Source organism: Sphingosinicella sp. LHD-64, from assembly GCF_031157375.1.
GTDB lineage: Bacteria > Pseudomonadota > Alphaproteobacteria > Sphingomonadales > Sphingomonadaceae > Allosphingosinicella.
In genome coordinates, this window is sequence record NZ_JAVIFV010000003.1 from 36,379 (window position 1) to 59,373 (window position 22,995).

Below are 22,995 nucleotides of genomic sequence, written 5' to 3' on the forward strand. Positions count from 1 at the left end.
ATGAAGCGCCTCCGCCGCACCGTCGTGACCCTGATCGTGCTGGCGGCGCTCGCGCTTGGCGCCCTCCTCCTCTACGGCCATGCCCGCCGGCACCCCGAGGACATGCCGTGGACGGCGCTTGATCTGACCCAACCGGTGGGCGCCTTCACTGGCCGCAAGCTCGCCGGCCTGGTCGACGACGCACCCCGCTGCCGCGCTTTGCTCCGCCGGGCCGGCGTCACCTTCACCGCGCTCCCCGCTCGCCGCGATGGCCCGCAATGCGGTTATGACAGCGCCGTCCGGCTCACCGGCGGCGCGCAGGACATCGCGTATCGCCCCGCCGGGCTCGGCACCGAATGCGCCGTCGCCGCCGGCCAGGTCCTGTGGGAATGGCATGTCGTCCAGCCCGCCGCGCGCCGCCATTTCGGCCGCGGCGTCGCCCGCGTCGAGCATTTCGGCAGCTACAATTGCCGCCGCATGTACGGTCGCGACGAGGGCAACTGGAGCGAGCATGCCCGCGCCAATGCAGTCGACATCGCGGCCTTCGTGCTCGACGACGGCACCCGCATCCGCATCGTCGACGACTGGGAGGGAGGCGGCCCCCGCGCCCGATTCCTCCGGGAGGTCCGCGACGGCGCCTGCGACCTCTTCGCCACCGTGCTCTCGCCCGACTACAACGCGGCCCACCGCGACCATCTCCACCTCGACCAGGCGGATCGTGGCACGCTCGGTTGGCGCGCATGCCGATAGGGAAGGACAGGCTCGCCCACTCAGATTCTGGCGCCTCATGAGCGCAAGTTGAAGCGGTGTCGCCACGCTGGTAGGCTCGTCGGAACCGGGCCATCATGGCCTGTTCTGCACACCTGTACCCAAGCGCGAACGGATGCGACAGGCAGCTTCCTCGGTTCGTTTTTCCAAGCCGACCGCCCTTCCCGGGATCGAGTTGGTGTCGGTCGCATATCCAGAGCGTGCCTTTCCGCCCCATTCGCATCCGGAATTCGTCATCGGCGTCGTCATCGGGGGCGCGGAGACGCTCCAGGTCGGCCGGCAGGTCAGCCTGGCACCATCCGGCACCACGCTGCTGCTTCACCCCGATGAGGTCCATGCCAATTCGAGCATCGGCCCCGAACCCCTTCGCTACCGTGTCATGTATGTGCCGCGCGAAACGATGTCGGCCTGGCTCCCCGAGACACTGACCTTTCCCTCCCCGGTCAGCCGGGCCCCCTCCCTGTTCGACGCTGTCCTGAGATCGCATCGGATCCTGGACCGGCCGAATGACCGCCTCACGCAGGAAGCCGCGTTCGCGGCGCTGCTGGACGAGCTCGCGAAAGGCGCGGACCTTGCCGAAAGAACATCGGATGGGAAGACGCATTGCGGCGTCGCACGGGTCCGGGACTTTATCGACGAATGCTCCGCGGGCGACTTCAGCCTGGACGATCTCGCCGCGCTCGCCGGATTGAGCCGCTTCCACTTTCTCCGCATCTTCAAGCAGGCCACCGGACTCACGCCCGTCGCCTACCGCAATCAGCGCCGCGTCGAGGCGGCGCGCCGGCTGCTGCGTGGCGGTCTCCCGATCGCAGAAATCGCGCTCGCGACCGGCTTCGCGGATCAAAGCCACCTGACCAGGCAGTTTCAACGTCTGGTGGGAACCTCGCCCGCGCGCTACCGGCAGCAATAACGTTCAAGCCGATCCGCGCGTCTCCGGGCTACGGACGAGATATGAAGCGCCTATCGATTGCCCTGGCATGTGCGACCTTTGTGCCGTTCACCCCCCTTCTCGCCTGCGAGCCTGGTCTCTATCGGTCGCCCGACGGTTCGGCCCGGGTTGCCGTGACGAGGCCGGCGGACCGGCTCCGCTACACCTTTGCCGACGGCCGGAGAGGCGAGGTCGGTGCCGCGGAAAGTCCGCTGCGGTGCGATCGCGATCAACTGGTTGGCGCGGGCGACAGGTCGGCGCCTTGGGTGCGCGTCGCTTTGAATCTCACCGAGACCCAGTTCACCAGCCATGGTCAGAGCCTGCACGGGGTCCTCATCGAGCCTCCCGGCGCTACAGCCGCGTCCCCGCTTGTCGTCCTGGTGCACGGGTCGGAGCGGACCTCTCCGACGACCGGATCCTATCCCTATATCCTGGCCGCCCTCGGGCTGCGCGTCTTCGCCTACGACAAACGCGGGACCGGTCAGTCCGAGGGTGAGTACACCCAGAATTTCGAGCTGCTCGCGGACGACGCGGCCGCAGCCTTTGCCGAGGCACGGCGCCTCGCGGCCGGACGGTTCACCGAGATCGGCTATTTCGGAGGAAGCCAGGGAGGCTGGGTCGCACCGCTCGCCGCCACGCGCAGCGACCCGCAGTTCGTGGCCGTGGGCTTCGGGCTTATGGCCAGTCCGATCGAGGAGGATCGCGATCAGGTCCTGACCGAACTGCGCGGCCAGGGGGCAAGCGCGCAGGTGCTGGCGGCTGCACGGGAGGTGACGGATGCCACCGCGACCCTCGTCCGGTCGCATTTCACCGAGGGGTTCGACGCGCTTGCGGCCGTCAAGGCCCGCTATGGCGACAGCAGCTGGTTCCGATCGATCCGCGGCGAATATACGGGCGGCATTCTCGCCTCGTCGGAGGCCGATCTCCGGCGGATCGGCCGCGCCCGTTTCGACAATCTCGAGCTCATCTGGGACTATGACGCGATGGCGGCCCTGCCCCGCGTTCGCGCCCGGCAGCTTTGGATCCTGGCGGAGGAGGATCGCGAAGCGCCGCCCTCAGTGACGCTGGAACGCCTGTCCCGGGTCAGGCGCGATGGCGCCGATCTCGAAATCTACAGCTTCCCCGGCACCGACCATGGCATGGTCGAATATACGCGGGCGCCCGATGGCTCCCGGTCCTATGGCCGGATCACCGACGGATATTTCCGCCTGCTCGCGGACTGGATCGCGGGGCGGATCTCGGGGAGGTACGGACGGGCGCGGCAGCGATGACGCCGTGATTACCGTGCGAAGATCGGACACGCGCCGATAGCAATAACGTTCAAGCCCGTATGGCCATCTTCATCTATGGGCGACACATCGTCGCGCCGAACGAGGAGGTTGAGCCATGCTCGAACCGCTCCTGCTGTCGAAGCTGGTGTTGATTGGCGGGCTTGCCGTCTGGCTCAGCATCATCGTCCTCAACAACGCGCGCAACTTTGCCGGCGGGGCGGCCGCCATCGGTCTCATGATGAGCATGCGACTGTTCGAGGAGCCGCCGGCGATCGAGACACCGCTGCTCTCCCGGCGCGTGACCTCGCCGTCCTGGCACAAGGCGATCCTCGGCCTGGTGCTCGCGATCGAGATCGTCGTCGCCCTGGCCCTGTGGGCGGCGGCCTACGCCTTGCTGAGTGCTCTCAATGGCTCCATCGCCGCCGCCGAGGCGGCGAACGGCGCCACTTTTGCGCTTACGGGTTTCCTGATGCTCATCTTCGTCATGGCGTGGGGAGGCGCCTGGTTCGCCTATTATGTCAAACAGGAGAACGCCCAGATCACCCATTTCGTACTGCTGTGCGTGGGCCTCGCCGCCATCATCGTCGTCAATCTGCCCGTCGGTTGACATCGAACGAGGCCAGCGAAACACACCGATCGCCCGCATCGCTCGGACGCCAGGTCCCGAAAAAGACTGGTGACCCCTACGGGAATCGAACCCGTGTTTCAGCCGTGAAAGCGGACCCTTTGAACAACAATGGACACCCATGGAACATTGATTTTTCAGTGACTTAGCGGTAGATTTGCCATCAAGGTACGGGCACGTTTGTGGCCGCATGTTTAATACGTATTGAATACGTTTCGGTGCTTTTGATGGCAGGAGTCACGAAAGAATTTCGAATTCACGAGCGCAGCGTTCGCGCGCGCCTGACGCCGCGTCAATACCCCTATTGGCGCACGATTTCCGAAGGGTGCCACCTCGGCTACTACCGTGGAACCCGGCGCGGGACGTGGATCGCTCGCTATCGAGAAGCGGGATCTGCGGGTCCGGCGGTTCGCAAATCAATCGGCGATGCCGACGACGGCTGCGAGGCGAACGGTTCGACCATTCTGAACTGGAAGCAGGCGCTGGATGCAGCGACCAGTTGGTTCGCGCTCCAGGAAGCCGGCGGAGACGGCGATCTTGATCCAAACATGACCGTTGCAGACGCGGTTATCGCCTATATCGAAATGCGCGATGCTCGGGAGACCGCGCGGGTCGGCAGAAAAGCTCGATCCACCGCATCGTTCAAGCTGAACTCGCATGTCTTGGCCGACCAAAAACTTAGCGGCGTGAAGCTATGCGATCTGAACGAGGCGCACTTGCGCAGCTGGCAGCGGAGGCTTTCCTGCGCGAGGGGTTCGAGCAAGCTGCGCGTGCTCTCCGAGCTCAAAGCTGCACTCAATGACATCTATGCCGAACATCGTAAGGCGCTTCCGCGAGATTTCCCCGTCACGGTAAAGTTCGGTTGTCGCCCCGTTTTCGCGGATGACGCAGCGAGCGAATCCGTCGCGAGGAGCAATCAAGTTCTGCCGGACGAGAGGATCAGGAAGATACTCGCGGCAGTGCAAGATCAAGATTCTGACGGAGACAACTCGATTCTCGCGATCCTTCTCGCGGCGACGGGCGCGCGCTTCTCGCAGGTCGTCAGAATGTTCGTGCGCGATGTTGAACTTGACCGGAACTGCGTATTCGTCCCGCCGTCAAGGAAGGGGCGCGGAAAGAAGATTGGACCGCACATTCGTGTGCAGGTGGGTGAAGATGTAGTGGCGGCGCTTCGCTCCCACGTTGAGAACAGGGGTCCGAACGAGCCGCTGCTGCTGCGCTGGCGATATCGGCAGGTCTCGCCGACAAAATGGATACGCGTTTCTCGCGCGCCCTGGAAAACCCCGTCGGAAATGCAACGGTGGTGGCCGAAGCAGCCGGGGTTCCAGGCGTGATCCCCTATGCGTTGCGCCATAGCTCCATCGTCCGCGCGATCAGGGCAAGCATCCCGATCCGACTCGTTGCCGCCCTGCATGACACATCCGTGGCGATAATCGAGAAGCACTATTCACGCTGGATTACCGAGAGCCTTGACGACATCGCCGCGCGAGCGATCGTGCCCCTCCTCGCCAAAGCCGCCTGATTTGCGCGCGGAGTAAGTCGAGGCCTCGGCCACAAGTTACGCAATAGAAACATAGGTGATGGATTGATTTCGCTGAAGCCTGGGCGGCGGCACCTCCCTTTGCATTGGTGGCCGCAAACGAACGGATCTCGGCGCCGGCGGAGCTTTCGAGCGACGTCCGGACCAGCCGGCCCGCGAAGCGCCGGAGCTGCGCCGGCATCCGGACCACGACTAGACTGCCTTAGCCGTCGCGTGGGTCGCGGCTTCGGAATGTGGCCGTCACGCGGTGGTCAGCACACCGCGATAGACTGGGTCCTCAAGGGCGCGCCCAGCGCCGAGGGCCACGCAGGTCAGGGGATCGTCGGCGACCACCACCGGCAGGCCGGTTTCATCGGATAACACCTTGTCGATATCCCGCAGAAGCGCGCCGCCACCTGTCAGAACGATGCCATTGTCGACAATATCGGCAGCGAGTTCCGGCAAAGTATTCTCCAGCGCGGTTCGCACGGTCTCCACGTTGCGGGCGACCGGCTCGCTGATCGCCTCGGCGATCTGCGCTTGGGTGATCGCAATCTCCTTGGGCACGCCATTGACGAGGTCACGGCCCTTGATGTGGACGGTGAGCCCTTCTCCGTCGGCCGGGATTCGCGCCGTGCCGACTTCCTTCTTGATCCGCTCGGCGGTCGCTTCGCCGATCAGCAGGTTATGGTTCCGCCGGATCGAGGAGCTGATCGCATCGTCCATCTTGTCGCCGCCGACGCGCACGGAATTGCTGTAGGCCAGTCCGCGCAGGGAGAGGACCGCGACCTCGGTGCCGCCGCCGCCGATATCCACGATCATGCCGCCGATCGGTTCGGTCACCGGCATCCCGGCGCCGATCGCGGCCGCCATCGGCTCCTCGATCAGCCACACCTGCGCTGCGCCGGCATTGGAGGCGGCGTCGCGGATGGCCCGGCGCTCGACCGAGGTGGAACGCGACGGCACGCAGATCACGATCTCCGGCCAGCGCGGCAGGCGACTGGTTCCGCCATGTGCCTTGCGGATGAAATATTTGATCATCTGCTCAGCGACATCGATGTCGGCGATCACGCCGTCGCGCAGCGGCCGGACGGTCTCGATACTGTCGGGCGTCTTGCCCATCATCAGCTTGGCGCCGTCACCCACGGCTTTCACGCGCTTCACGCCGTTGATCGTCTCGAGCGCGACCACCGACGCCTCGTTGAGCACGATGCCGCTGCCCCGCACGTAGACGACCGTGTTCGCCGTGCCGAGGTCGATCGCCAGATCCCGCGACGTCAATTTGAACAGGCGGCTGAAGACCATGTTGGCGGGATATCCTGGCGGCATCGGTGCAACAGCGCCGCGCCCGCGCTCGGACGCCGGAGGGGAGGCACCAGGGGGGTCGTCCTGTGAGCCGTCTGTGGGGCCAAGTCAATTGACCGGCAACGATGGCGTGCACCCATACCGGACGCGAAGCCTCTCCACGGACCGGGCTAGGTGCTCCAGATCCCGTCCCCCGTGCGGGTCGCGACAAGACCGATTTCATTGAACAACTGAAGAACCGCCTTACCACCGCCGGCACGCTGGGCGGCTTCGTCAGCGCGCTCCTTGGCGCTGGCAAGGCCGATGCCTTCGATCATCAACTTCTCGGGTGCGTCCTGCCTCGATTTCGCCTTGGTATGGAATTTCACCAGATAGTAGGACATCAGCTCCCAACATTGGGTTCGAGGATTGAAGAGCACAGGCTTGGGCGTCAGAGATTAAGATCTGCTCCGAAGCAAATCGTGACGCGCCTCAGCAAACCAAAGCTGGCGGCCAATTTGATCTGGCCATCCGGCCTCCAATGTCGCTTCGGGTCAGTGACCGCGATTAAGATCGCTATGTCGTCGCGCACCTGCTAGATACAGGAAATCACCTGCGCCCCCGCAAGCCGCCCGTGACTGAGAGACGCTCCGTGCTCCCGCTTGCTCGGAGGATGTGACACTTCATGGAAAAGATCTACCGGATCGGCCGCCGGCGCAAAGCGGCAGCTTCAGAGGCGAGGCTCGCCCACCATGTCGCGTATCTCAAGAACAGCCACTGGGATGCGGTCCACTTCGTTACCCATGGCACCAAATGCAGCGGGGAGATGATCAAGAGCCCGGCCTGTCGCGACGGTGCGGCCGGTCTCGATCTGAACCGTGCACCCACGCGGCGCAGATGCCCTGCGTCAGCGTCTTATCGTTTCAACACGCTTGTCGGAGAACCTGGATGTCGCGTGCGCTCAACATCAACGCCGCAGAAGGCGATATCGTCGTCACCTGCGAAAAATTCGGCATCCAGATCAGCATGATCGAACGCCTGCACTCGGGCGGAACCCGGATTGTTCTCAACAACGCCACGGATACCGCGTCGATCGCGAAAGCCTATGGCCCGAAGCTCCTGACCGGCCCCGTCACGCGCATGCAGACGCGCCTGAATCGCGGATATCGCGGGGCCAGCGGGTAAAGCTCGTCGGTCCGAAATACGTATGACCGGACTTGGTCGCTGGCAACTCCGCTCCGCCATATAGACGCGCCTTCTGAACTGCCGCACAGGGAGCAGGCGGGTGAGCCGGTATTCGCATGAACGTCTGTTATCCGGCGCGGGTCGTTCGAAATATGCCAGTCCGCTCTCGGCCAAAATCGGATCCGCTGGGTCACGCGAAACTACTAAGACCGAGAATAGGCGGAGAAGGGCGGCCCAGGCGCCAACTGAGACGATTACAGCTTTTCCTACGCGGATTCTCACCGCCCGTTCCATTCACACACAGCCGATTAATGTTGAGTTTGGCGCGCCAAGCGCAAAATTCGGCCGTCTTGTTCGTCAGTCAATAGATAGAGCGTGCCATCGGGCGCCTGCTTTACATTACGCAGCCGCACCGGCGTATCAGTCATAAGATACTCGACGCCAACAATCTGCCCGCCTTCGAGATCAGCCCGCATCAGGTTTCCACCCGCCAGTCCGGCTATGATCAGGTCACCCCTCCATTCGGGGAATGCCGGTCCGGTATCGACCGTGAGACCTGTCGGGGCGACCGTCCGATCGGCCCATGACCACACAGGCGCGGTATAGACTGTGTTGGGAAGAGTCTGCGCGGGTCGATACTCGGCATTGCGGTAGCGGCCACTGGTCTGCACCGGCCAGCCATAATTGGCGCCCGGGATGAGAAGGTTGATTTCGTCGCCGCTGGTCGGACCGTGTTCGGTCAGCCAGATGCGTCCGCTGTCCGGATTTTGGGCAAGTCCTTGCGATGCACGAATGCCCATCGCATAAAGTCCAGGCACACCTTCGGGCCCGAAACTGGGATTGCCGGGAGCCGGCTCTCCCTCCAACGTGAATCGATAGACCTTGCCATGCCGGCTGGACGGATCTTGGGCGACCGGCAACGGCGGGTTGTCCCACTCATGAAAATGGCGCTCGCCGACCGTCATATAGATATGACGGTCGCGGCCGATCAGGAGGCCGCCACCATAATGATAGCGCTCGGCAGTGTAGGGCGTTGCGTCGAAGAGGGTGGTAACGTCCACCAGCCGATCGTCGACAAGCCGCGCGGTCGCGAGGCGCGTCGTGGTGCCGCCTGAACCCCGGGCAGTGTAGGTGAAGTAGAGCGTTCGATTTCGCGAGAAGTCAGGATGAAGCACCACGTCGAACAGGCCGCTGTTGTCGCTGGCGGTTTGTCGGACATTGTCGAGATCCGCCGGCAAGCCGCTAACCGGAAATTTCGTTCCGTCGCTGGTGACCCGAACAAGGCCCCATCCTTTTCAGTGACGAGGAAGTCACCCGTCGGCAGGAATGCCAACGACCAGGGATGGCGAAGCCCGGACGCGACTGTGACCGTTTCTATCGGCGTGGACGAAGGCGCAGTTGACGCCAAGGCAAGGGCAAGCAGAATCATTCTCTACTCCTTCCGCGCGGAGGGCGCTGATGCGGCCCCCAATTACCTTGAGACAATCACGTCCAACACTGTATCGCCGTTTTGCGACAGTGAATGCCTCGATCCGACTAGGTCAAGGCAAGATGGGCATTCAGTCATGTCGAAGACGTGCCGGTGCGGCCACAGCGGCAATCCGCTAGCATATCAATCGACCGAAATGACGGCCGCGCCCACCTGAAGACGTCGCAGTCTAATGGCGCCACTCTACATCTCAGCAGCAATTCTGTCCGTTGCGACTGGAACGCTTGCCATCCTCAGCCGGACTCACCTCCTGAGGCCTCAGCGGCGAGCTTTTGCCGTACAACCTTCCCCATCGGCCGACTAACTCGCGCCTCAAGTCCTGTCCTCAGACGAACCCGCCACGCGGAGCCGGCTCGCTGAATGCCTTCGATCGCGGCCAGTCGCACGATCGCCGAGCGATGGACCTGCAAGTATCGGTCATTGGGAAGGCCTGCCGCCAGGTCCTTCAGTCTGCCTCGCACGAGATAATGCTTTCCCGGGACGTGCAGGCGCACATAATCACGCTCGGCCTCGAACAGGAGCACCTCGTCGAGCGGAACCTTGACCCGCCATCGTCCCTCGCCCGACCAGAATGTCGCGGAGTCTGGAAAGGGGGCGCTCGGGGGATCCTGGCACGGCGCGGCGCTCCGCGTTTCGCCGAACAGCAACAGACATAGCGCGGCCCATAGCGCGAACGTCCAATCGGCCCCTTGCAGCCCGGTGAGAACGACCTCGAAATCGAGCGGCCCCCATAATGGGCGGTAAAGGTGAAAGACACAGAGCCTGACGATAAGGTGGGCAAGATAGGCGCAGGCGCTCACCCCGAGCGCGATGCCGATCCGTTCGGCAAGCGGCCTCGAACGGGCGCGCCAAAGAAAAGGCGCCATCGCGAGGCATAGCAAGAAGCCCGCCGTGCATGTCACGATGCGGCGCAGGATCCGTTCCGACGGATGGTCGATCGGATTGGTCAGCAAGCCAAAATTCAGGCTCGCATAGGCTGTGACCCAGATGGCCAGTCCGCCGAGAATCAGCCAGCGCAGGTTCGCACCGGCGCCAGCGTCATATTCTCTCCAGATAATGCGTGAGATCATATCTACCGCCCGTCGAATTTTCTCTACCGGCCGTCGCCAAGCCAGTGGCGCGGAACCTAGCTTTCGGTCCTGTCATTCACGCGCCGACAGGGCCGGGTTGTCATGAAACAAGCAATGGAAACGAAACGCAATTCGATTTCGCGGCAACGGTACAGACGGGGAGCGGGAGATGACACACGTGATGCGATTGATCGGCCGGATGGGGCATATTTGCATGGCACTCGCGTTTCTCGTCGCAGGCCAGGTCAGTTGGGCTGCTGATTATGTCGTCCTGGCCTCAGGCGTGCCCAGTGGCGAGATGTCGGTGACGGTAACGCCGACGCACCGCGAGATCAGCTATCGCTTCAATGATCGGGGGCGTGGGCCGGACTTGCGCTCGCGCGTGGCATTGGACACGGATCTGATTCCGGCAAATCTCAGCGTGAACGGCGTCGACTACTACAAGCTGGAGGTGGCCGAGCGCTTCGAGCAGGGACAAGCCTCCGCAACATGGCGCGCGACGAACGACAGCGGCAGCTCGTCCACGCGCGGTTTCTATCTTGCCCGCGACTACGCGCCGGAGCATCTCGCCATCCTGGCACGCGCGCTGCTGCGAGCGCCCGGTCGAAGGCTTTCCCTGCTGCCGGCGGGTGAAGCGCGGCTTGAACCGGTGATGGAACGGACGTTCCTGTTGAGCGGAGCTCCGCGACGAGCCCGTCTCTTCCTCATCACCGGCATTGACCTTGAACCCAGCCCGATCTGGCTCGACGATCAGGGCGAATTGCTTCTGGATGGCAGCAGCTGGTTTGTCACGGTTCGACGCGATGCCGTGGAGCTGGCGAGCGAGATCGTGCGTGTTCAGACAGAGGCCCTGGAAGCACGTGATCTCGCCCGGTCCCCGGCGCTGATGCGCCGGCCACTGGGCCCCATCCTGTTTCGCAACGTCTCTCTTTACGATGCGGAAAATCGGCGCATGCGGGCGCACATGACCGTCGTCGTGCGCGGGCAGCGCATCGAGACGGTCGCGCGCGACGGAGAAATCACGGCGCCGGCAGATGCGATCATCATCGAGGGCGCCGGCCGGACCTTGTTGCCCGGCTTCTGGGACATGCACACCCATATCACCTCGAACCGCGAGGGATTGCTGCATCTGGCGGCAGGCGTCACCTCGGTGCGCGATCTTGGCAACAGCATGGAGGAGACTCTGCAACGCCAGCGCCGGTTCGACGCGCTGGATCTTGCCGGCCCACGGATGACGCTGGCCGGCTTTATCGACGGCCCCGGTCCGCTCGCGGGGCCGATCCGGGTCTATGCGGCCAACGCCGAGGAGCTGCGTGCTGCGATGCGCAACTATGCGGATCACGGCTATCGTCACATCAAGCTCTACTCCTCATTGGATCCGGCACTCATCCCGGTGGCCGTCGAGGAAGCTCGCCGCCTCGGCCTGAGGCTCAGCGGGCACGTGCCGGCGAACATGACGATGCGCCAGGTGGTCGAAGCCGGCTTCGACGAAGTCCATCATCTGAACTTCACAGCGCTGAATTTCATGGGGCCGGACATCAACGAGCGAACGAACGGGATCAGCCGGATCACTGCGATCGCGGAACATGCCTGGGAGCTTGATCCCGGGTCTCCGCAGGTTGGCGAGTTCATCCGGTTCCTGAGAGCGCGGCGAACGGTTGTCGACCCGACGATGAACCTCTACGAAAGTCACCTCCTCGGTCGACAAGGCCGGCCCGATCCGGCCTTGGCAGCTGTGATCGACCGTTTGCCGCCGGTGGTCCAGCGCGCGTCACGCAGCGCCGGACTCGCGCAGAATGAGGCGGAGGTGCAACGCAATGCGGCTTCCTTCCAAACCATGCTCGGCCTGCTGAGGGCGCTATTCGATAGCGGCGTTCCGCTGGTGGCCGGGACCGATGCAATGGCGGGGTTCACCTATCATCGCGAACTTGAGCTCTATGAAATGGCCGGAATTCCTCCCCCGGACGTGCTCCATATTGCAACCCTGGGCGCAGCCCGGATTGCAGGAAGGGACGTAGAGCTTGGCTCGATCGCGCCGGGCAAACTGGCGGACCTCGTACTCGTGGTGGGCGCACCCGCGGAGAGGATCAGCGATGTGCGTAATGTCGCCCTGGTGATGCGCGACGGGGTGCTCTTTGATCCGGCAGTTCTGCTGAGTGACTTTGGGATCGGAAGCGGGAATTGACGACGCTGCCGGCCCGGACGATCAGGGTTGCATCAGCCGATAGAAAATGCCGCCTAGAAAGAACCAGATCTGGCCTTCTGATGCGGACGCATGGTATCCCGGTGCGGCCTATTCCCGTGCGACGTTGTCCTGGCAAATACGGCGTCAGTAATCGCACTCCTCTTTTTTGGCGCTGTTTATGTCTGGCGAGGAAAGTCCGCTTTCGGCCAATTTTTCGCCTGCCTGGCGCGAGGTCGCGAAGGCTGATGGGGGTGGGGAGCGGACATTAGCGGTGCGCGTCGAAGAGCCTCCGCTGAGCATCGTTTATGAAGCGCTCATCCCAATCCACCTCCCGCATTGAAAAAGGGAAGAACTCGCGGAGCGGCCCTGAGACGTGGGATTCTAAAGCGCCACATCAGATCATCGCCTTTGCTAGATAAATTCGCTTCGGATCAGGATGAAGGCTACTGAAAGCCCCACCAGGATCAGCGCGGCCGCAACCGCGCGCTTCATCACCGGAGCGCGGGTTTCGTCGGTGCGGATGGTGAAGTCTTCGAAATGGATGTGCTTGGAGCTAACATCGAGAGACCGCAATTGCGCGCCGATCTCAGCCATAAAGAGCGGCGGTCCGCATAGTAGGAAGTCGGTCTCGGCGATGTCGACCCCGCCGAGTTGCAGGGTTTCGACAGAGAGGTGGCCGACATTTGGACGGACGCGAAAGTTGGGATTGCGCCTTGCAATCTCGGACAGCTCGGCCAGGAATGCGGCCTCGCCCTCGTCGCCGATGGCATAATGCAAATCGACGTCGTAGGTCCGATCTTCGGTTTCGTCCAAATGCCTCGCCATCGCGAGGAACGGAGTGATGCCGATGCCACCGGCGATCCAGTGCTGCCTCCGATTTCGGATCGCCAGATGACTGAAACCGCCGAATGGCCCTTCCACGCGCACCACAGCGCCTGGTGGAAGGCAGGGCACGGTGCGCGTGAAATCCCCGAGCGACTTGATACCGAACCGAAGGTGGTCGTCGCCCGGACCGGAGGAGATCGAGAACGGATGCGGCCGGCCGGCCATGCCCTGCAGTCGTATATCGAGGAACACGAACTGACCCGGTGCGAAGCTCGGCATCTTGCCAATGGGCCGAAGGCTGAGTTCGGCAACGCTCCCGGTCACCGCGCGCACCGCTTCAATCGCGAACACGTGTTCGTGTCTGCGATAGAGTTTCAGGATCGTGCGCCAGAACAGGGCTGCTGCGCCGAGCAGCACATAAGCCCCCAAGATCGGGTTCAGTCCATTGATGAGCCCATGCAGGCCGCCAATGAAGAAGGGGAGTGCCAGCCATTGATGGGAGAGCCGCCAGGTCTCGTATCTCCACCGGGCAAAGAACGTAATTCCGAGCAAGGTGACAAGCAGGCCGAGCGCGACCATTCCAAGGAGGTTCTGCCAAACCGAGATGTTGAACAGGAAGCGCGCGGTCGCGGTCCAGGATTCCGGCGCATATCTGAGCGCCATCTTCAGTGGATGGAGCACCAGCAGGATCAGGGCCAGACCGCCGACCAGATGATGGACGCGATATTGCTGATCGAGCGGGATCATCCATCGCTCGATGAGCTTCCACCTGGCGACGAGCACCAGATTGAGCGCGAACAGCGCCAGACCCATGGTGGCCAGGCCACGCCCCTTGAGGTCGAGTGCCCGGCCAAGATCACGGAAATTGTCCAGCAGCGCCGGTATGATGAAATAGGGCAGGAACACAGGCAAGGCAGCCAAAGCCAGCATCAGATAGAGGCCGAAATTGCGGCTACGGGGTGAAGCCAGCTTCGGTATTGCTATGCTGAGCCTCGGCCGCTGGGTTTTGCGGACCTGCTCCACGTTTTGCATGAGGGCGGCCCAGCTTGGCGCACCATATTGAGCCGCGAGCTTCCGTTGGGCGGCATTGAGCGCCAAGTCCTCGTTCTTCGCCAGACGCTTGGCCTGCTTGCGCAGGTGCTCGCTTGATGGGCGCCGCGGGAGCTGGCGGTGCGGACTTGGTTCCTCAGACATCGCTGTTTGTTCGCCCTTCTGCAGGTCTCGTCCTGGCGATCCGCAACGCCGGCAAGGCTAACACAAGAGTCCGAAGTGTCCGAAAGCGCTTGCCTGCGACCTCATTCTCAACGATATGCCTTATTAAGGCAAGGCTTGCGTTATGCAGTTTCGGCGTGTTGGTTGATGGCTTGAAGGCTGATCTTGTGATTCAGAAGAACGTGCGTTGCTTCGTTTCCTCCCGCCGCCGCCCAGGATAACCACCGGTCCCAACCGGTTGGCTTCGAGTGGTGTGTGGTGAGGCGGGGTCGAGGAAGTCGAAGCGTTCGTCAACGCAGGGAGTTGGCTGGCCCCGGATTCTGACATATGGCGCAGACGCCTGCGAAGGTTGCGAGTGAGGTAGTCCTGACATGCAATTTCCTTCCATTTGTCCAGAAGTCCCTGTTGTCAGATTGGCGCCAGCGCTTGTCTATTATCGAGACCAGCTCGGTTTCACAGTGGACTGGTCAGACGAGGAGCTTGGCCTCGCCGGGCTTTCGCGTGATGAGTCGCGGATATTTCTGAGCGCGATCGAATACCGATCTGCCTTGGGCAATCGGAGACCGATTGTTCTATGGTTGAATCTGCCCAACCGTACCGAGGTCGACGCGCTCTACAAACAATGGGCGGACGCGGGAGTGAGCATCTCGAGCTCTCCGGAGGCAAAGCCTTACAGTCTCTACGAATTTTTTGCGCGAGACATGGACGGGAATGTTTTTCGTGTGTTCTACGACTTCGGCTGGGAGGAGAAGTGATCCGTCGATTCCGGAGAAACGGCATCTTCGCAGCTGCCCGCAGCGGGGATGTCGAACGCCTGCGCGATATGCTACGCCGCGATCCCATGCTGGTCCGGGCGCGGGACGCGGCCGGCGCCACGGCGCTTCACCTCGCCATTGCCTCACCGCCAGCCGTGCGGTTGCTGCTCGAATTCGGGGCAGAACCGAATGCTCGCGACGAGAGCGACAATGCACTCCCTCTTCACTACGCAGCGAGCGGTGGAAATCTCGAGACCGTCAGGGCGCTGCTCGACGCCGGCTCCGATGTGCAGGGCGAAGGCGACATTCATGCGCTGGAGGTCATTGGCTGGGCGACCTGCTTCGACGAGCCCCGGCGCGAGATCGTGGACCTCCTGGTCGCGCGCGGCGCTGGGCACCACGTCTTCTCGGCGATCGCCTTGGCCGACCCCGAACTGCTGCGAGAGGTCGTCGCGCATGATCCTGGCACCCTCCAGAGGCGACTGGCGCCGTCTGAGCAGGAGCAGACGGCGCTCCATTATGTGATCGCGCCACCCGATGGTCTGGTCGGCGGCCGGTTCAGGACCGGCGGCCACTACGATCTGCTTGAGCTCTTGATCGAACTCGGCGCGGATCCCAACGCCGCCGACGCCAAAGGCCGAACGCCGCTCGTCCTGGCGACCTTGCGCGGCGACCGGCAGGCCATGCGGATCCTGCATGACGCCGGCGTCAGGCTCCCACCGCCCCCGGAGACTCCGGCGGAGGCGCCTTCCTCCTTCGGCGCTTCGGTCGGCCCCGTGACCCCCATGCTCGCGGCGACGGACATGGACACGACCCTCGCCTGGTATCGCGCTTTGGGTTTCGAACTGGCCGGCAGCCACGGCGGCGTCGGCCGGATCGATTGGGCATTCCTGCGCTTCGGGGAAGCGGAGATCATGATCTCGGCCGTAGATCCTGGAGGCGCAGACGCCCCGTCTCCCATGAGCCTGTGGATCCGCACCGAACGCATCGATGACCTGTACGCCCTGCTGAGGCGCCGTCAGCTGGAATGCGGGCAGGCCTTTCTCGCCGGCCGATCCGATGAAAGGCCCGACATCGCGTTCGCGCAGGATCTCCACACCGCCTTCTACGGGCAACGGGAGTTTTGCGTGCGCGACCCGGACGGCGTCGCGATCAATTTCTACCAGCCGATCCCCTAGCCGCGGAACGGGTGCATCCGCGCCTTTGCGGTAGGCGGCAGTGCTTGCAAATAAAGTAGCAATATTATAAAGTGTATTCTTAATTTATTTGTCTTCGATACGTGGATACTCCTCCACGATCCTGGCCAGCCGTCTGCCGCTCGGGGCACCGGTGTGGCAACGACCCGCTGGGGCGCTACGCTCATGTCCCGGCGGGCATGATGGAAAGGCGAGTCAAATGAACGTGCATCTGGTTCACCGCCACCGCGCGCCGCTGAGCATCGCCGCGGCGCTTTCCTGCCTTCTTGCAGCCTCGTCGCCAGCAATCGGCGCGCAAAGCGGGATGCTCTTCGAGGGCGCGGGCTTTGGCCCCACGATCGAGGTTGCCGTGCAAAGCGCATTCTGGGACGCCGAGGCGTCCGCCAGCGCTTATCAACTCTTCACGTGCCGGCTCGTCGGCGAGCCTCGGATATTCCCCGGCCCAAACCCAACGCGCAATCGCAACTTCCGCGCGCAGGTGACAGTCGCGTGTACGCCTTGACGGCAGAGTGCGAGCAGGCTGCTCCCCAATACGGACATGAAAACAGCTTCATCGGCCCCGGCGAAACAAGGTCCTGGATCGCTTGAGAACAGAGCAATCATCCCATGAAAACCATGTTCATGAGAGCATCTCGATGCGTGGATGCCTCTTGGCGATCTTGGCGAGCTGCCTCCTGGTCTCGAGCGCCGGCGTTGCGGCGCAGGCCCGGTTTACAGGCTCGAACCGCCAGGCAATTCTGGATTGCCGGGGCGGGACGATCGAGGTCGTTGGTGCTCGCAACGACCTCGGCGTCCGGGGCCCGTGTCGAAAGGTATCCGTGACCGGCGCCGGCAATATCGTGGTGATCGAACGCGTGTTGTCCATCGAAGTATCGGGCGCGATGAATCGCGTGACCTGGCGCGAACGAATGGATGGACGTTCGCCGCGTATCTCCAGAACCGGCGTCGGAAATACGGTGGCCCGGGTACCTTCTCGATGACCGGACGAGACCGGCGGGTGCGTTGTCCAGCCGCCGCCACCCGACCTGGGAATCCGGCAGAACCGTTTCCTCGCTCCATCCGGCATCCGACCAGACGCGTCGCGCTGGGCTCATCGAAGCTGGATGTCAGAATGTCCGGTATTCCGCCCCCGGTGAGATCGTCCACTGCACGTGATGGGCGCCGGGGTGGGTGAAATAGGATGATCCGGTCGCCGGGAGGTGGGAGGTCCAGCGGCTCCTCAGAATCGAGACGGCGCCACCGGTCGCCGCAAAGATATCGCACCAATCAAGGAGACGTCTTTTGCGAAGAAGGACCATCATCAAGTCGGTGGCCGGTGCGGGTGCAGCGATCGTTACGCAGCCGGCATTGGCGTTGAACGCCCTCCTCGCGCCGGATTGGTCGGCTCTCACGGCGCAGCTTGGCGATAGGTTGATCCGCATCCGCTCGCCCCTGGTGGACTGCGCGCGGGCAGGTGGTGAAGGCGCCGAAGCGCTGTTCGAGCGCATCAATAACCCCTATTATTTGGGCGACGAACCAGGCCTCACGCAGACACTGGGATGGACCGGCGCGTGGACATCGCAGCCCAGCGACTTTGCCGTTACCGCCGAAAGCGCTGCGGATATCGCCGCGGCCGTCGATTTTGCCCGACGGCACGGCATGCGTCTCGTCGTCAAGGGCGGGGGTCACAGTTATTTCGGCAACTCCAACGGGGCCGGTTCACTTCTCGTCTGGACCCGGCGCATGCGCGCCATCGAACTGCATGACGATTTCGTGGGTCAGGGATGCCCGGCCAATCCCTCACCCATCCCGGCGGTGTCGGTGGGCGCGGGCGCGATCTGGGGACAGGTCTATGACGCGGTCGCCGTGCAAGCCGGCCGCTATGTTCAGGGCGGCGGCTGCCTGACGGTTGGCGTTGCAGGCTTCGTCCTGGGCGGCGGCTTCGGTAGTCTCTCCAAGGCATTCGGCACCGGGGCGGCCAATCTTCTCGAAGCGGAGGTGGTGACGGCCGACGGCCAAGTGCGCATCGCCAATGCCTGCCACGAACCCGAACTCTTCTTCGCATTGAGGGGTGGTGGCGGCGGCAGCTTTGGCGTCGTGACACGGCTTACGCTACGCACGCATGAGCTTCCCGCGACGATCGGCGCCGTGCTGTCCTCGATAACGGCGCGCTCGGATGCAGCCTGGCGTGCTCTGGTGGGCAGAATCATCGCCTTTTACGCCGAAGCCCTGTTCAATCCGGCCTGGGGGGAACAGATACGCTTCAGCCCCGGACGGCAGCTGTCGGTCTCGATGATGTTTCACGGTCTTGGGCGCGACGAGGCGCAAGCCGTCTGGGCGCCGTTCCTGGCCTGGATCGGGGAGCGGGGAGATGATTACGAGATGGCCGGGGAGCCGGTGATCATTGCTGCAACCGGCCGCCAGTTCTGGGATCCGGCCTATCTGGAAACCTTGCCCGGGATCGTCCTCCCCGATGATCGGCCGGATGCGCCGTCATCCAACGTCTTTTGGGCTGCCAATCTCGGTGAGGCGGGTCAGACCCTGCACGCTTATCAGTCCGCCTGGTTGCCTGCCCGGCTACTGGGGGTGGATCAGCAAATTGCCCTCGTTGATGCGCTCGTTGCGGCTTCCTCGATCTGGGGCGTGGCGCTGCACACGAACAAGGGTCTGGCCGGTGGAACTCCTTTTGCACTCGCCCGGACACGGGAAACGGCGACCAATCCAGCAGTGCTGAACGCGTTCGCATTGCTCATCTGCGCGGCGGATGCGCCACCGGCTTGGCCCGGCATTCCCGGTCACGAGCCGGACCTCGAGACCGGACGACGCCGAGCGGCGCGCGTTACCGAGGCGATGGCACCGATCCGCCGGCTCGTGCCCGATGCCGGGGCATATGTGTCCGAGTCCGACTATTTCGAGAGAGACTGGAAACGGGCATATTGGGGAGAGCATTACCGCCGCCTATCGGCGGCAAAGCGGCGATATGATCCATCGAACCTGTTCAGGGTCCACAATGGCGTCGAGCAATCATGACATGTGACTTGTGGCTAACCTCATGAAAAGATGAGTCAGGATTCATTTCCGGTGATGTCTCACGTGCCCGTCCGCGTGCCGGCAGCCATCGAGCGGATCCCCGTCAGCGAGGGTGAAGGCATGCCTCCCGAAAGCTCTTCGACCGTTTTCCTAGAAACGGTAGTCCAGGCTGACGGTGAAACGCCGGCCCAGCATGTCGTAAATGCCGAAGGCCTGAGTGCTGAGCGGGAAAGGTGCCAACTGGTCGGTCAAGTTGCTGACCGTGAAGCGGAAGAAGGTTTCGTCCTTGATTCTCCAGCGGAACGATGTGTTCAAGATCAGAACGTCCTCGACTTTGAGGATGTCGAGCGAGTCCGCCGTATTGAGATTGTTGAGTTTCGCTTCGCCGGTATAGTTTGCCTGCAGATCGATGCCGAAATCATTATAGCTGAAGCCGATATTGAACTGGCCGGCGTGGCGGGGCGACGCCAGCTCGCCCTGGTTCGGGTCGATCGTCACCGCATTGTTCGATAAGCGCAGGCGATGCGTGTAGAAATACAGCGCAGAAAGATCGATGCGGCCGCCATTGAGACCGAGGCCATCGAGTGGGAAGTTATAGTTGACCTCCGCGGTCAGGCCTTTGAACTCGATGAACGCCCCGTTGACGAATATCCCCCGCAGGCCTGGATTGGCGGGATCATTGACAAGCTGGCCGTTATTGGGGCCGCCGCGCACGCGCGTGAACAGGGTACAGAAGGTATTGCCATTGTCCGGATCGTTGAGATCGAAGTCCGGATTGTCATAGCAGCCTTCCGCGATATTCGCCGGCGTCAGCGCGGCGATGTTTCCGGTGATCCGGATACGGTTCCAGTCGACGGCCGCCCGGAAGCGCGGGATGAAGGAAGGTTGCAGCACCACACCGAACGTATAGGCGCGGCCCTCTTCATTCTCGAGATTGGGATCGCCGCCAGTCACCACCGGGATAGTCGCTACGCGCGCCTGGGAATCGAACGTCGTTGCGCCGTTCACGATCCCGTAGGATTGATAAAATGCGTCGCAGTTCCGGCGACGAACGGTCGGATTTGGTCCCTGCGCGATATTGGCGCGGTCACAAGGGTCAGGGAAGAAATTGAAAGCCGGAGACAGCGGCGTGAAGAGTTCGGTCACGGACGGCGCGCGAAGCGAGCGCGTATAGTTGCCGCGAAACTGGATGTCTCGGACGGGCGAGAGGCGCCCCCCTACCGTGTAAGCGGTGAAGCCGCCGTTCACCGTATTGTGTACGTAGCGGGCCTTGCCTTCCATCTGGGCGGAGTAAATTAGCGGGATGTCATTCTGCGGCGACACCAACGGAATTAGAAGTTCGCCAAAGACTTCATCCGTGTTGAACGAGCCCTCATTCGCACCGATGGGAACCGAACGGCCCCGCCCGAGCCGCTGGAACTCGTCGGGTTCGAACCCGCCAAATTCGTAACGATGCTCGTAGCCAACAGCTACCCCGACTGGTCCGGCACCCCACAGATCGAACAGGTTGCTGCTTGCATTGACGTTGTAGACCTGTTGCCGCAGCGTCGAAATCGCACGCGTACGGTCCGTTACATATTCGAGTGCGGCCGCGCTGGCGCGACCTCGTCCGAATACGTCAAGCGGGACGCATTGTGGATCCACGACAGGGTTGATGCCGCCCGGTGCGACATTGCGCGCCGGAGTAGGATCGCAAACGATCTGGCCTTGCGCATTGGTCCGCACGTTGATCGCGTTCACGAAATTCTGCTGATTGAGAGCGGTTGCATCGAAATAGCCTTTGCTCTCGCCGATATTCGCAGTCGCTTCCCAGAACACGCCGGCGCCTGCAATGTCGAAGTTGCCTTCCAGCCCGACAACACCGCGATAGACGTCGGTACGCGAGCTGGAGTTGTTGACGACCAGATCGGTCGAAGCCCGCGACAGGCGAAAGTCGGTAACGCCCAATGCGGCGAGCTGTGTCCGGGCCTGCGGGCTGAGCCGCGGGTCGGTTGCCGAGAATGTCAGCACCTGGCTCACACCGCCGAACAGCGTTGCGTTGAAAATCGGCTGATCGGAGAGCTCTGTTGCATAAGCCCGATACAACGTGCCTTCGACGAAGAGGCGGACGTTGTCCGTGACGTCGTAGCGGGCGGTAAGGAATGCTGTGTAGCGCTCGAGATCCGCCGTCAGTTGCTGGGCCCCGGCTATGCTGAAGCCGTCGCCGCCGCTGCCGTTCTGCGTTCCGAACGGAAAGCCAGGATTGTAGGGAATGAGGTTTCCATTCGTATCGAACTGCAGGCGCGTATTGCCGCCCGGCCCAAAACCGTTCGGAACTCCTGCGGCATTGTTGAAGGCGCCTGTCAGCGGATACAAAAGACCGCCCTCGGTGAGCGAGAAAATGCGCGTGTCCCTGATGAAGACGGAATTGGGAATACCGTCGGTCGCGCCACCATTGCATGGAACATCGGGACTGACGCGCCCGTCTGTTGCCGGGGTGCGGCCGGGAATGTTTGCCTGGGCCGACCCGCAGATCGGATTGGTGCCGGTTTGGAGGAAGTCGCGAAACATCGGCCGCTCGACGCCGAGCACGCCCTCCGCGCGGTCGTAGCTCAGCGCCAGCGTGACATTGCCCTGACCGCCGCCGAAGTTCACGCCGCCCAGCAGCGACGCGTTGACACGAAAATTGTCACCCCGCTCGGTAATGCCGCTGGTGACCGAGGCGTGCAGGCCTTCGAAGTCCGTCTTGAAGATGACGTTGACGGTTCCCGCGATCGCATCGGAGCCGTAAGTCGGGGCGCCCCCGATCGCGATATTCTCGATCCGGTCCACCAGTTCGGATGGAAAAATGTTGAGGTCGACCTGAAGGCCCGGTGCCCCGCTGCCGAAGATAGAGGGCACGTTCGTCGATACGAAGCGGCGGCCATTGAGCAGGGTCAAGGTACGCGCGGAGCCGAGGCCGAAACGGCTCACGAAATTCTGACCTACGCTGAAAGCGGGCTGTCCGCCCTCTGGCGTGACGCCGACGCCGAAGCTCGGAATTTCGTTCAAGGCGTCGGCCACATTGGTGAGGCCGCGCGTTTCCAGATACTCGTCGGAGACGACCACCGCCGGTTCAAGCGTATCGAATCCGGCGCGGCGAATACGTGAACCGGTGATAACGATTGTACCTTCCCCCTCCTCGGCATCGGCCGCTTCGATCGGTGCGTCCTCATTTTCGGAATTTTGTGCGTGAACGGGCGCCGCAAACGCGGCGAGACCCAGAAGCATGGCTGGGCGCACTGCGCTCGATCTGAGCAAGCGGTGAAATTTCATGAACTTACCCCCTGTTTAAGCGCTCGACAAGATTCTAAACTACTAACTTTCTAAGTAATATACTTTATATTTGAAAATGCAAGCGCCTCCGGAATCTTGGCAGTTGCGATCAGGGGGCTGGGTCAGGGAGCTCCCTCTGCTTGCGGCGGGAGAGCAGTCGGCGGAGTGTACTAGCTCGTATGGCGTGGGGCCCGCCCACGAGTTGAAGGTGTTGATCCTTGGATGCGAGCCGCCCTTTTCGCTTCTGGCCTTTTGCTACGAGCCAGTCGCGGACCGACGGATGCGCGATGCGGCCTACCTTCTGTGCGAGATCGTAGCTTGTGGGAGACGCACGCGTTTGAGCTTGACCTATCTCACATTCGAATGTGGTCCGGATCAATTTCTGCGAGCGGCATCCGACA

At 62.6% G+C, this 22,995-nt stretch carries 18 protein-coding genes and 1 pseudogene; 13 read left to right on the plus strand and 6 right to left on the minus strand.

What is annotated here, in order from left to right:
- The 6 genes from RCO27_RS08100 to RCO27_RS08125 all read left to right on the plus strand — a co-directional run bounded on the left by RCO27_RS08100 (position 1) and on the right by RCO27_RS08125 (position 5,093).
- Positions 1-729 (plus strand): extensin family protein, encoded by a 729-nt coding sequence (locus RCO27_RS08100; protein ID WP_309002172.1) that lies wholly within the window; start codon positions 1-3, stop codon positions 727-729.
- A gap of 133 nt (positions 730-862) precedes the next feature.
- A complete protein-coding gene (locus RCO27_RS08105; protein WP_309002173.1) occupies positions 863-1,657 on the plus strand; it encodes an AraC family transcriptional regulator in 795 nt (264 codons plus the stop codon).
- Between the two features lie 152 nt (positions 1,658-1,809).
- Positions 1,810-2,946, plus strand: a complete 1,137-nt coding sequence (locus RCO27_RS08110) for an alpha/beta hydrolase (protein WP_309002174.1) — start codon at positions 1,810-1,812, stop codon at positions 2,944-2,946.
- A gap of 115 nt (positions 2,947-3,061) precedes the next feature.
- Positions 3,062-3,553 carry a DUF2165 family protein gene (locus tag RCO27_RS08115; RefSeq protein WP_309002175.1) on the plus strand — a complete coding sequence of 164 codons (492 nt, stop codon included), beginning with the start codon at positions 3,062-3,064 and terminating at the stop codon, positions 3,551-3,553.
- Between the two features lie 236 nt (positions 3,554-3,789).
- A complete protein-coding gene (locus RCO27_RS08120) occupies positions 3,790-4,905 on the plus strand; it encodes a hypothetical protein (protein WP_374990373.1) in 1,116 nt (371 codons plus the stop codon).
- A complete protein-coding gene (locus RCO27_RS08125) occupies positions 4,902-5,093 on the plus strand; it encodes a hypothetical protein (RefSeq protein ID WP_309002176.1) in 192 nt (63 codons plus the stop codon). The genes RCO27_RS08120 and RCO27_RS08125 overlap by 4 nt, the downstream gene beginning before the upstream one ends.
- A 258-nt stretch (positions 5,094-5,351) precedes the next feature.
- On the opposite strand, the gene RCO27_RS08130 is transcribed toward RCO27_RS08125, so the two are convergent.
- Positions 5,352-6,395 (minus strand): rod shape-determining protein, encoded by a 1,044-nt coding sequence (locus RCO27_RS08130; RefSeq protein ID WP_309002177.1) that lies wholly within the window; start codon positions 6,393-6,395, stop codon positions 5,352-5,354.
- A gap of 170 nt (positions 6,396-6,565) precedes the next feature.
- The gene (locus RCO27_RS08135; protein ID WP_309002178.1) at positions 6,566-6,778 is read right to left on the minus strand and encodes a hypothetical protein; all 213 of its coding nucleotides are present in this window, start codon (positions 6,776-6,778) and stop codon (positions 6,566-6,568) included.
- Between the two features lie 544 nt (positions 6,779-7,322).
- Between RCO27_RS08135 and RCO27_RS08140 the strand changes: the two genes are divergently transcribed.
- A complete protein-coding gene (locus tag RCO27_RS08140) occupies positions 7,323-7,559 on the plus strand; it encodes a hypothetical protein (protein ID WP_309002179.1) in 237 nt (78 codons plus the stop codon).
- Positions 7,560-7,867: 308 nt separating this feature from the next.
- Here the strand turns inward: RCO27_RS08140 and RCO27_RS08145 are convergent.
- Positions 7,868-8,824 (minus strand): annotated as a pseudogene (locus RCO27_RS08145) (PQQ-dependent sugar dehydrogenase); the annotation flags it as partial.
- 457 nt (positions 8,825-9,281) lie between these two features.
- Positions 9,282-10,118, minus strand: a complete 837-nt coding sequence (locus RCO27_RS08150) for a LytTR family DNA-binding domain-containing protein (RefSeq protein WP_309002180.1) — start codon at positions 10,116-10,118, stop codon at positions 9,282-9,284.
- Positions 10,119-10,287: 169 nt separating this feature from the next.
- Here RCO27_RS08150 and RCO27_RS08155 point away from each other — a divergent pair, with 169 nt between their 5' ends.
- A complete protein-coding gene (locus RCO27_RS08155; protein ID WP_309002181.1) occupies positions 10,288-12,303 on the plus strand; it encodes an amidohydrolase family protein in 2,016 nt (671 codons plus the stop codon).
- A gap of 411 nt (positions 12,304-12,714) precedes the next feature.
- Here RCO27_RS08155 and RCO27_RS08160 read toward each other — a convergent pair whose 3' ends face one another.
- Entirely contained in the window at positions 12,715-14,322 is a 1,608-nt protein-coding gene (locus tag RCO27_RS08160) for a ferredoxin reductase family protein (protein WP_309002182.1), read from the minus strand.
- Between the two features lie 389 nt (positions 14,323-14,711).
- Between RCO27_RS08160 and RCO27_RS08165 the strand changes: the two genes are divergently transcribed.
- From RCO27_RS08165 to RCO27_RS08185, 5 genes are all read left to right on the plus strand, one after another.
- Positions 14,712-15,095, plus strand: coding sequence for a VOC family protein (locus RCO27_RS08165; protein WP_309002183.1), 384 nt, complete (start codon positions 14,712-14,714; stop codon positions 15,093-15,095).
- The gene (locus RCO27_RS08170; RefSeq protein WP_309002184.1) at positions 15,092-16,273 is read left to right on the plus strand and encodes an ankyrin repeat domain-containing protein; all 1,182 of its coding nucleotides are present in this window, start codon (positions 15,092-15,094) and stop codon (positions 16,271-16,273) included. Before RCO27_RS08165 ends, RCO27_RS08170 begins: the two co-directional genes overlap by 4 nt.
- A 217-nt stretch (positions 16,274-16,490) precedes the next feature.
- Complete coding sequence (locus RCO27_RS08175) at positions 16,491-16,793, plus strand: hypothetical protein (RefSeq protein WP_309002185.1); 303 nt, start codon at positions 16,491-16,493, stop codon at positions 16,791-16,793.
- Between the two features lie 148 nt (positions 16,794-16,941).
- Positions 16,942-17,271 (plus strand): DUF3060 domain-containing protein, encoded by a 330-nt coding sequence (locus RCO27_RS08180; RefSeq protein WP_309002186.1) that lies wholly within the window; start codon positions 16,942-16,944, stop codon positions 17,269-17,271.
- Between the two features lie 301 nt (positions 17,272-17,572).
- Entirely contained in the window at positions 17,573-19,300 is a 1,728-nt protein-coding gene (locus RCO27_RS08185) for an FAD-binding oxidoreductase (RefSeq protein WP_309002187.1), read from the plus strand.
- 150 nt (positions 19,301-19,450) lie between these two features.
- Here RCO27_RS08185 and RCO27_RS08190 read toward each other — a convergent pair whose 3' ends face one another.
- The gene (locus RCO27_RS08190) at positions 19,451-22,549 is read right to left on the minus strand and encodes a TonB-dependent receptor domain-containing protein (RefSeq protein ID WP_309002188.1); all 3,099 of its coding nucleotides are present in this window, start codon (positions 22,547-22,549) and stop codon (positions 19,451-19,453) included.
- Between the last annotated feature and the right edge of the window lie 446 nt (positions 22,550-22,995).

Coding starts and splice junctions, on each gene's coding strand:
- RCO27_RS08150 (WP_309002180.1), bottom strand. CDS start 10,118: ATGATCTCACGCATTATCTGGAGAGAATATGACGCTGGCGCCGGTGCG.
- RCO27_RS08135 (WP_309002178.1), bottom strand. CDS start 6,778: ATGTCCTACTATCTGGTGAAATTCCATACCAAGGCGAAATCGAGGCAG.
- RCO27_RS08115 (WP_309002175.1), top strand. CDS start 3,062: ATGCTCGAACCGCTCCTGCTGTCGAAGCTGGTGTTGATTGGCGGGCTT.
- RCO27_RS08175 (WP_309002185.1), top strand. CDS start 16,491: ATGAACGTGCATCTGGTTCACCGCCACCGCGCGCCGCTGAGCATCGCC.
- RCO27_RS08160 (WP_309002182.1), bottom strand. CDS start 14,322: ATGTCTGAGGAACCAAGTCCGCACCGCCAGCTCCCGCGGCGCCCATCA.
- RCO27_RS08140 (WP_309002179.1), top strand. CDS start 7,323: ATGTCGCGTGCGCTCAACATCAACGCCGCAGAAGGCGATATCGTCGTC.
- RCO27_RS08165 (WP_309002183.1), top strand. CDS start 14,712: ATGCAATTTCCTTCCATTTGTCCAGAAGTCCCTGTTGTCAGATTGGCG.
- RCO27_RS08190 (WP_309002188.1), bottom strand. CDS start 22,549: ATGCTTCTGGGTCTCGCCGCGTTTGCGGCGCCCGTTCACGCACAAAAT.
- RCO27_RS08130 (WP_309002177.1), bottom strand. CDS start 6,395: ATGGTCTTCAGCCGCCTGTTCAAATTGACGTCGCGGGATCTGGCGATC.
- RCO27_RS08155 (WP_309002181.1), top strand. CDS start 10,288: ATGACACACGTGATGCGATTGATCGGCCGGATGGGGCATATTTGCATG.
- RCO27_RS08100 (WP_309002172.1), top strand. CDS start 1: ATGAAGCGCCTCCGCCGCACCGTCGTGACCCTGATCGTGCTGGCGGCG.
- RCO27_RS08105 (WP_309002173.1), top strand. CDS start 863: ATGCGACAGGCAGCTTCCTCGGTTCGTTTTTCCAAGCCGACCGCCCTT.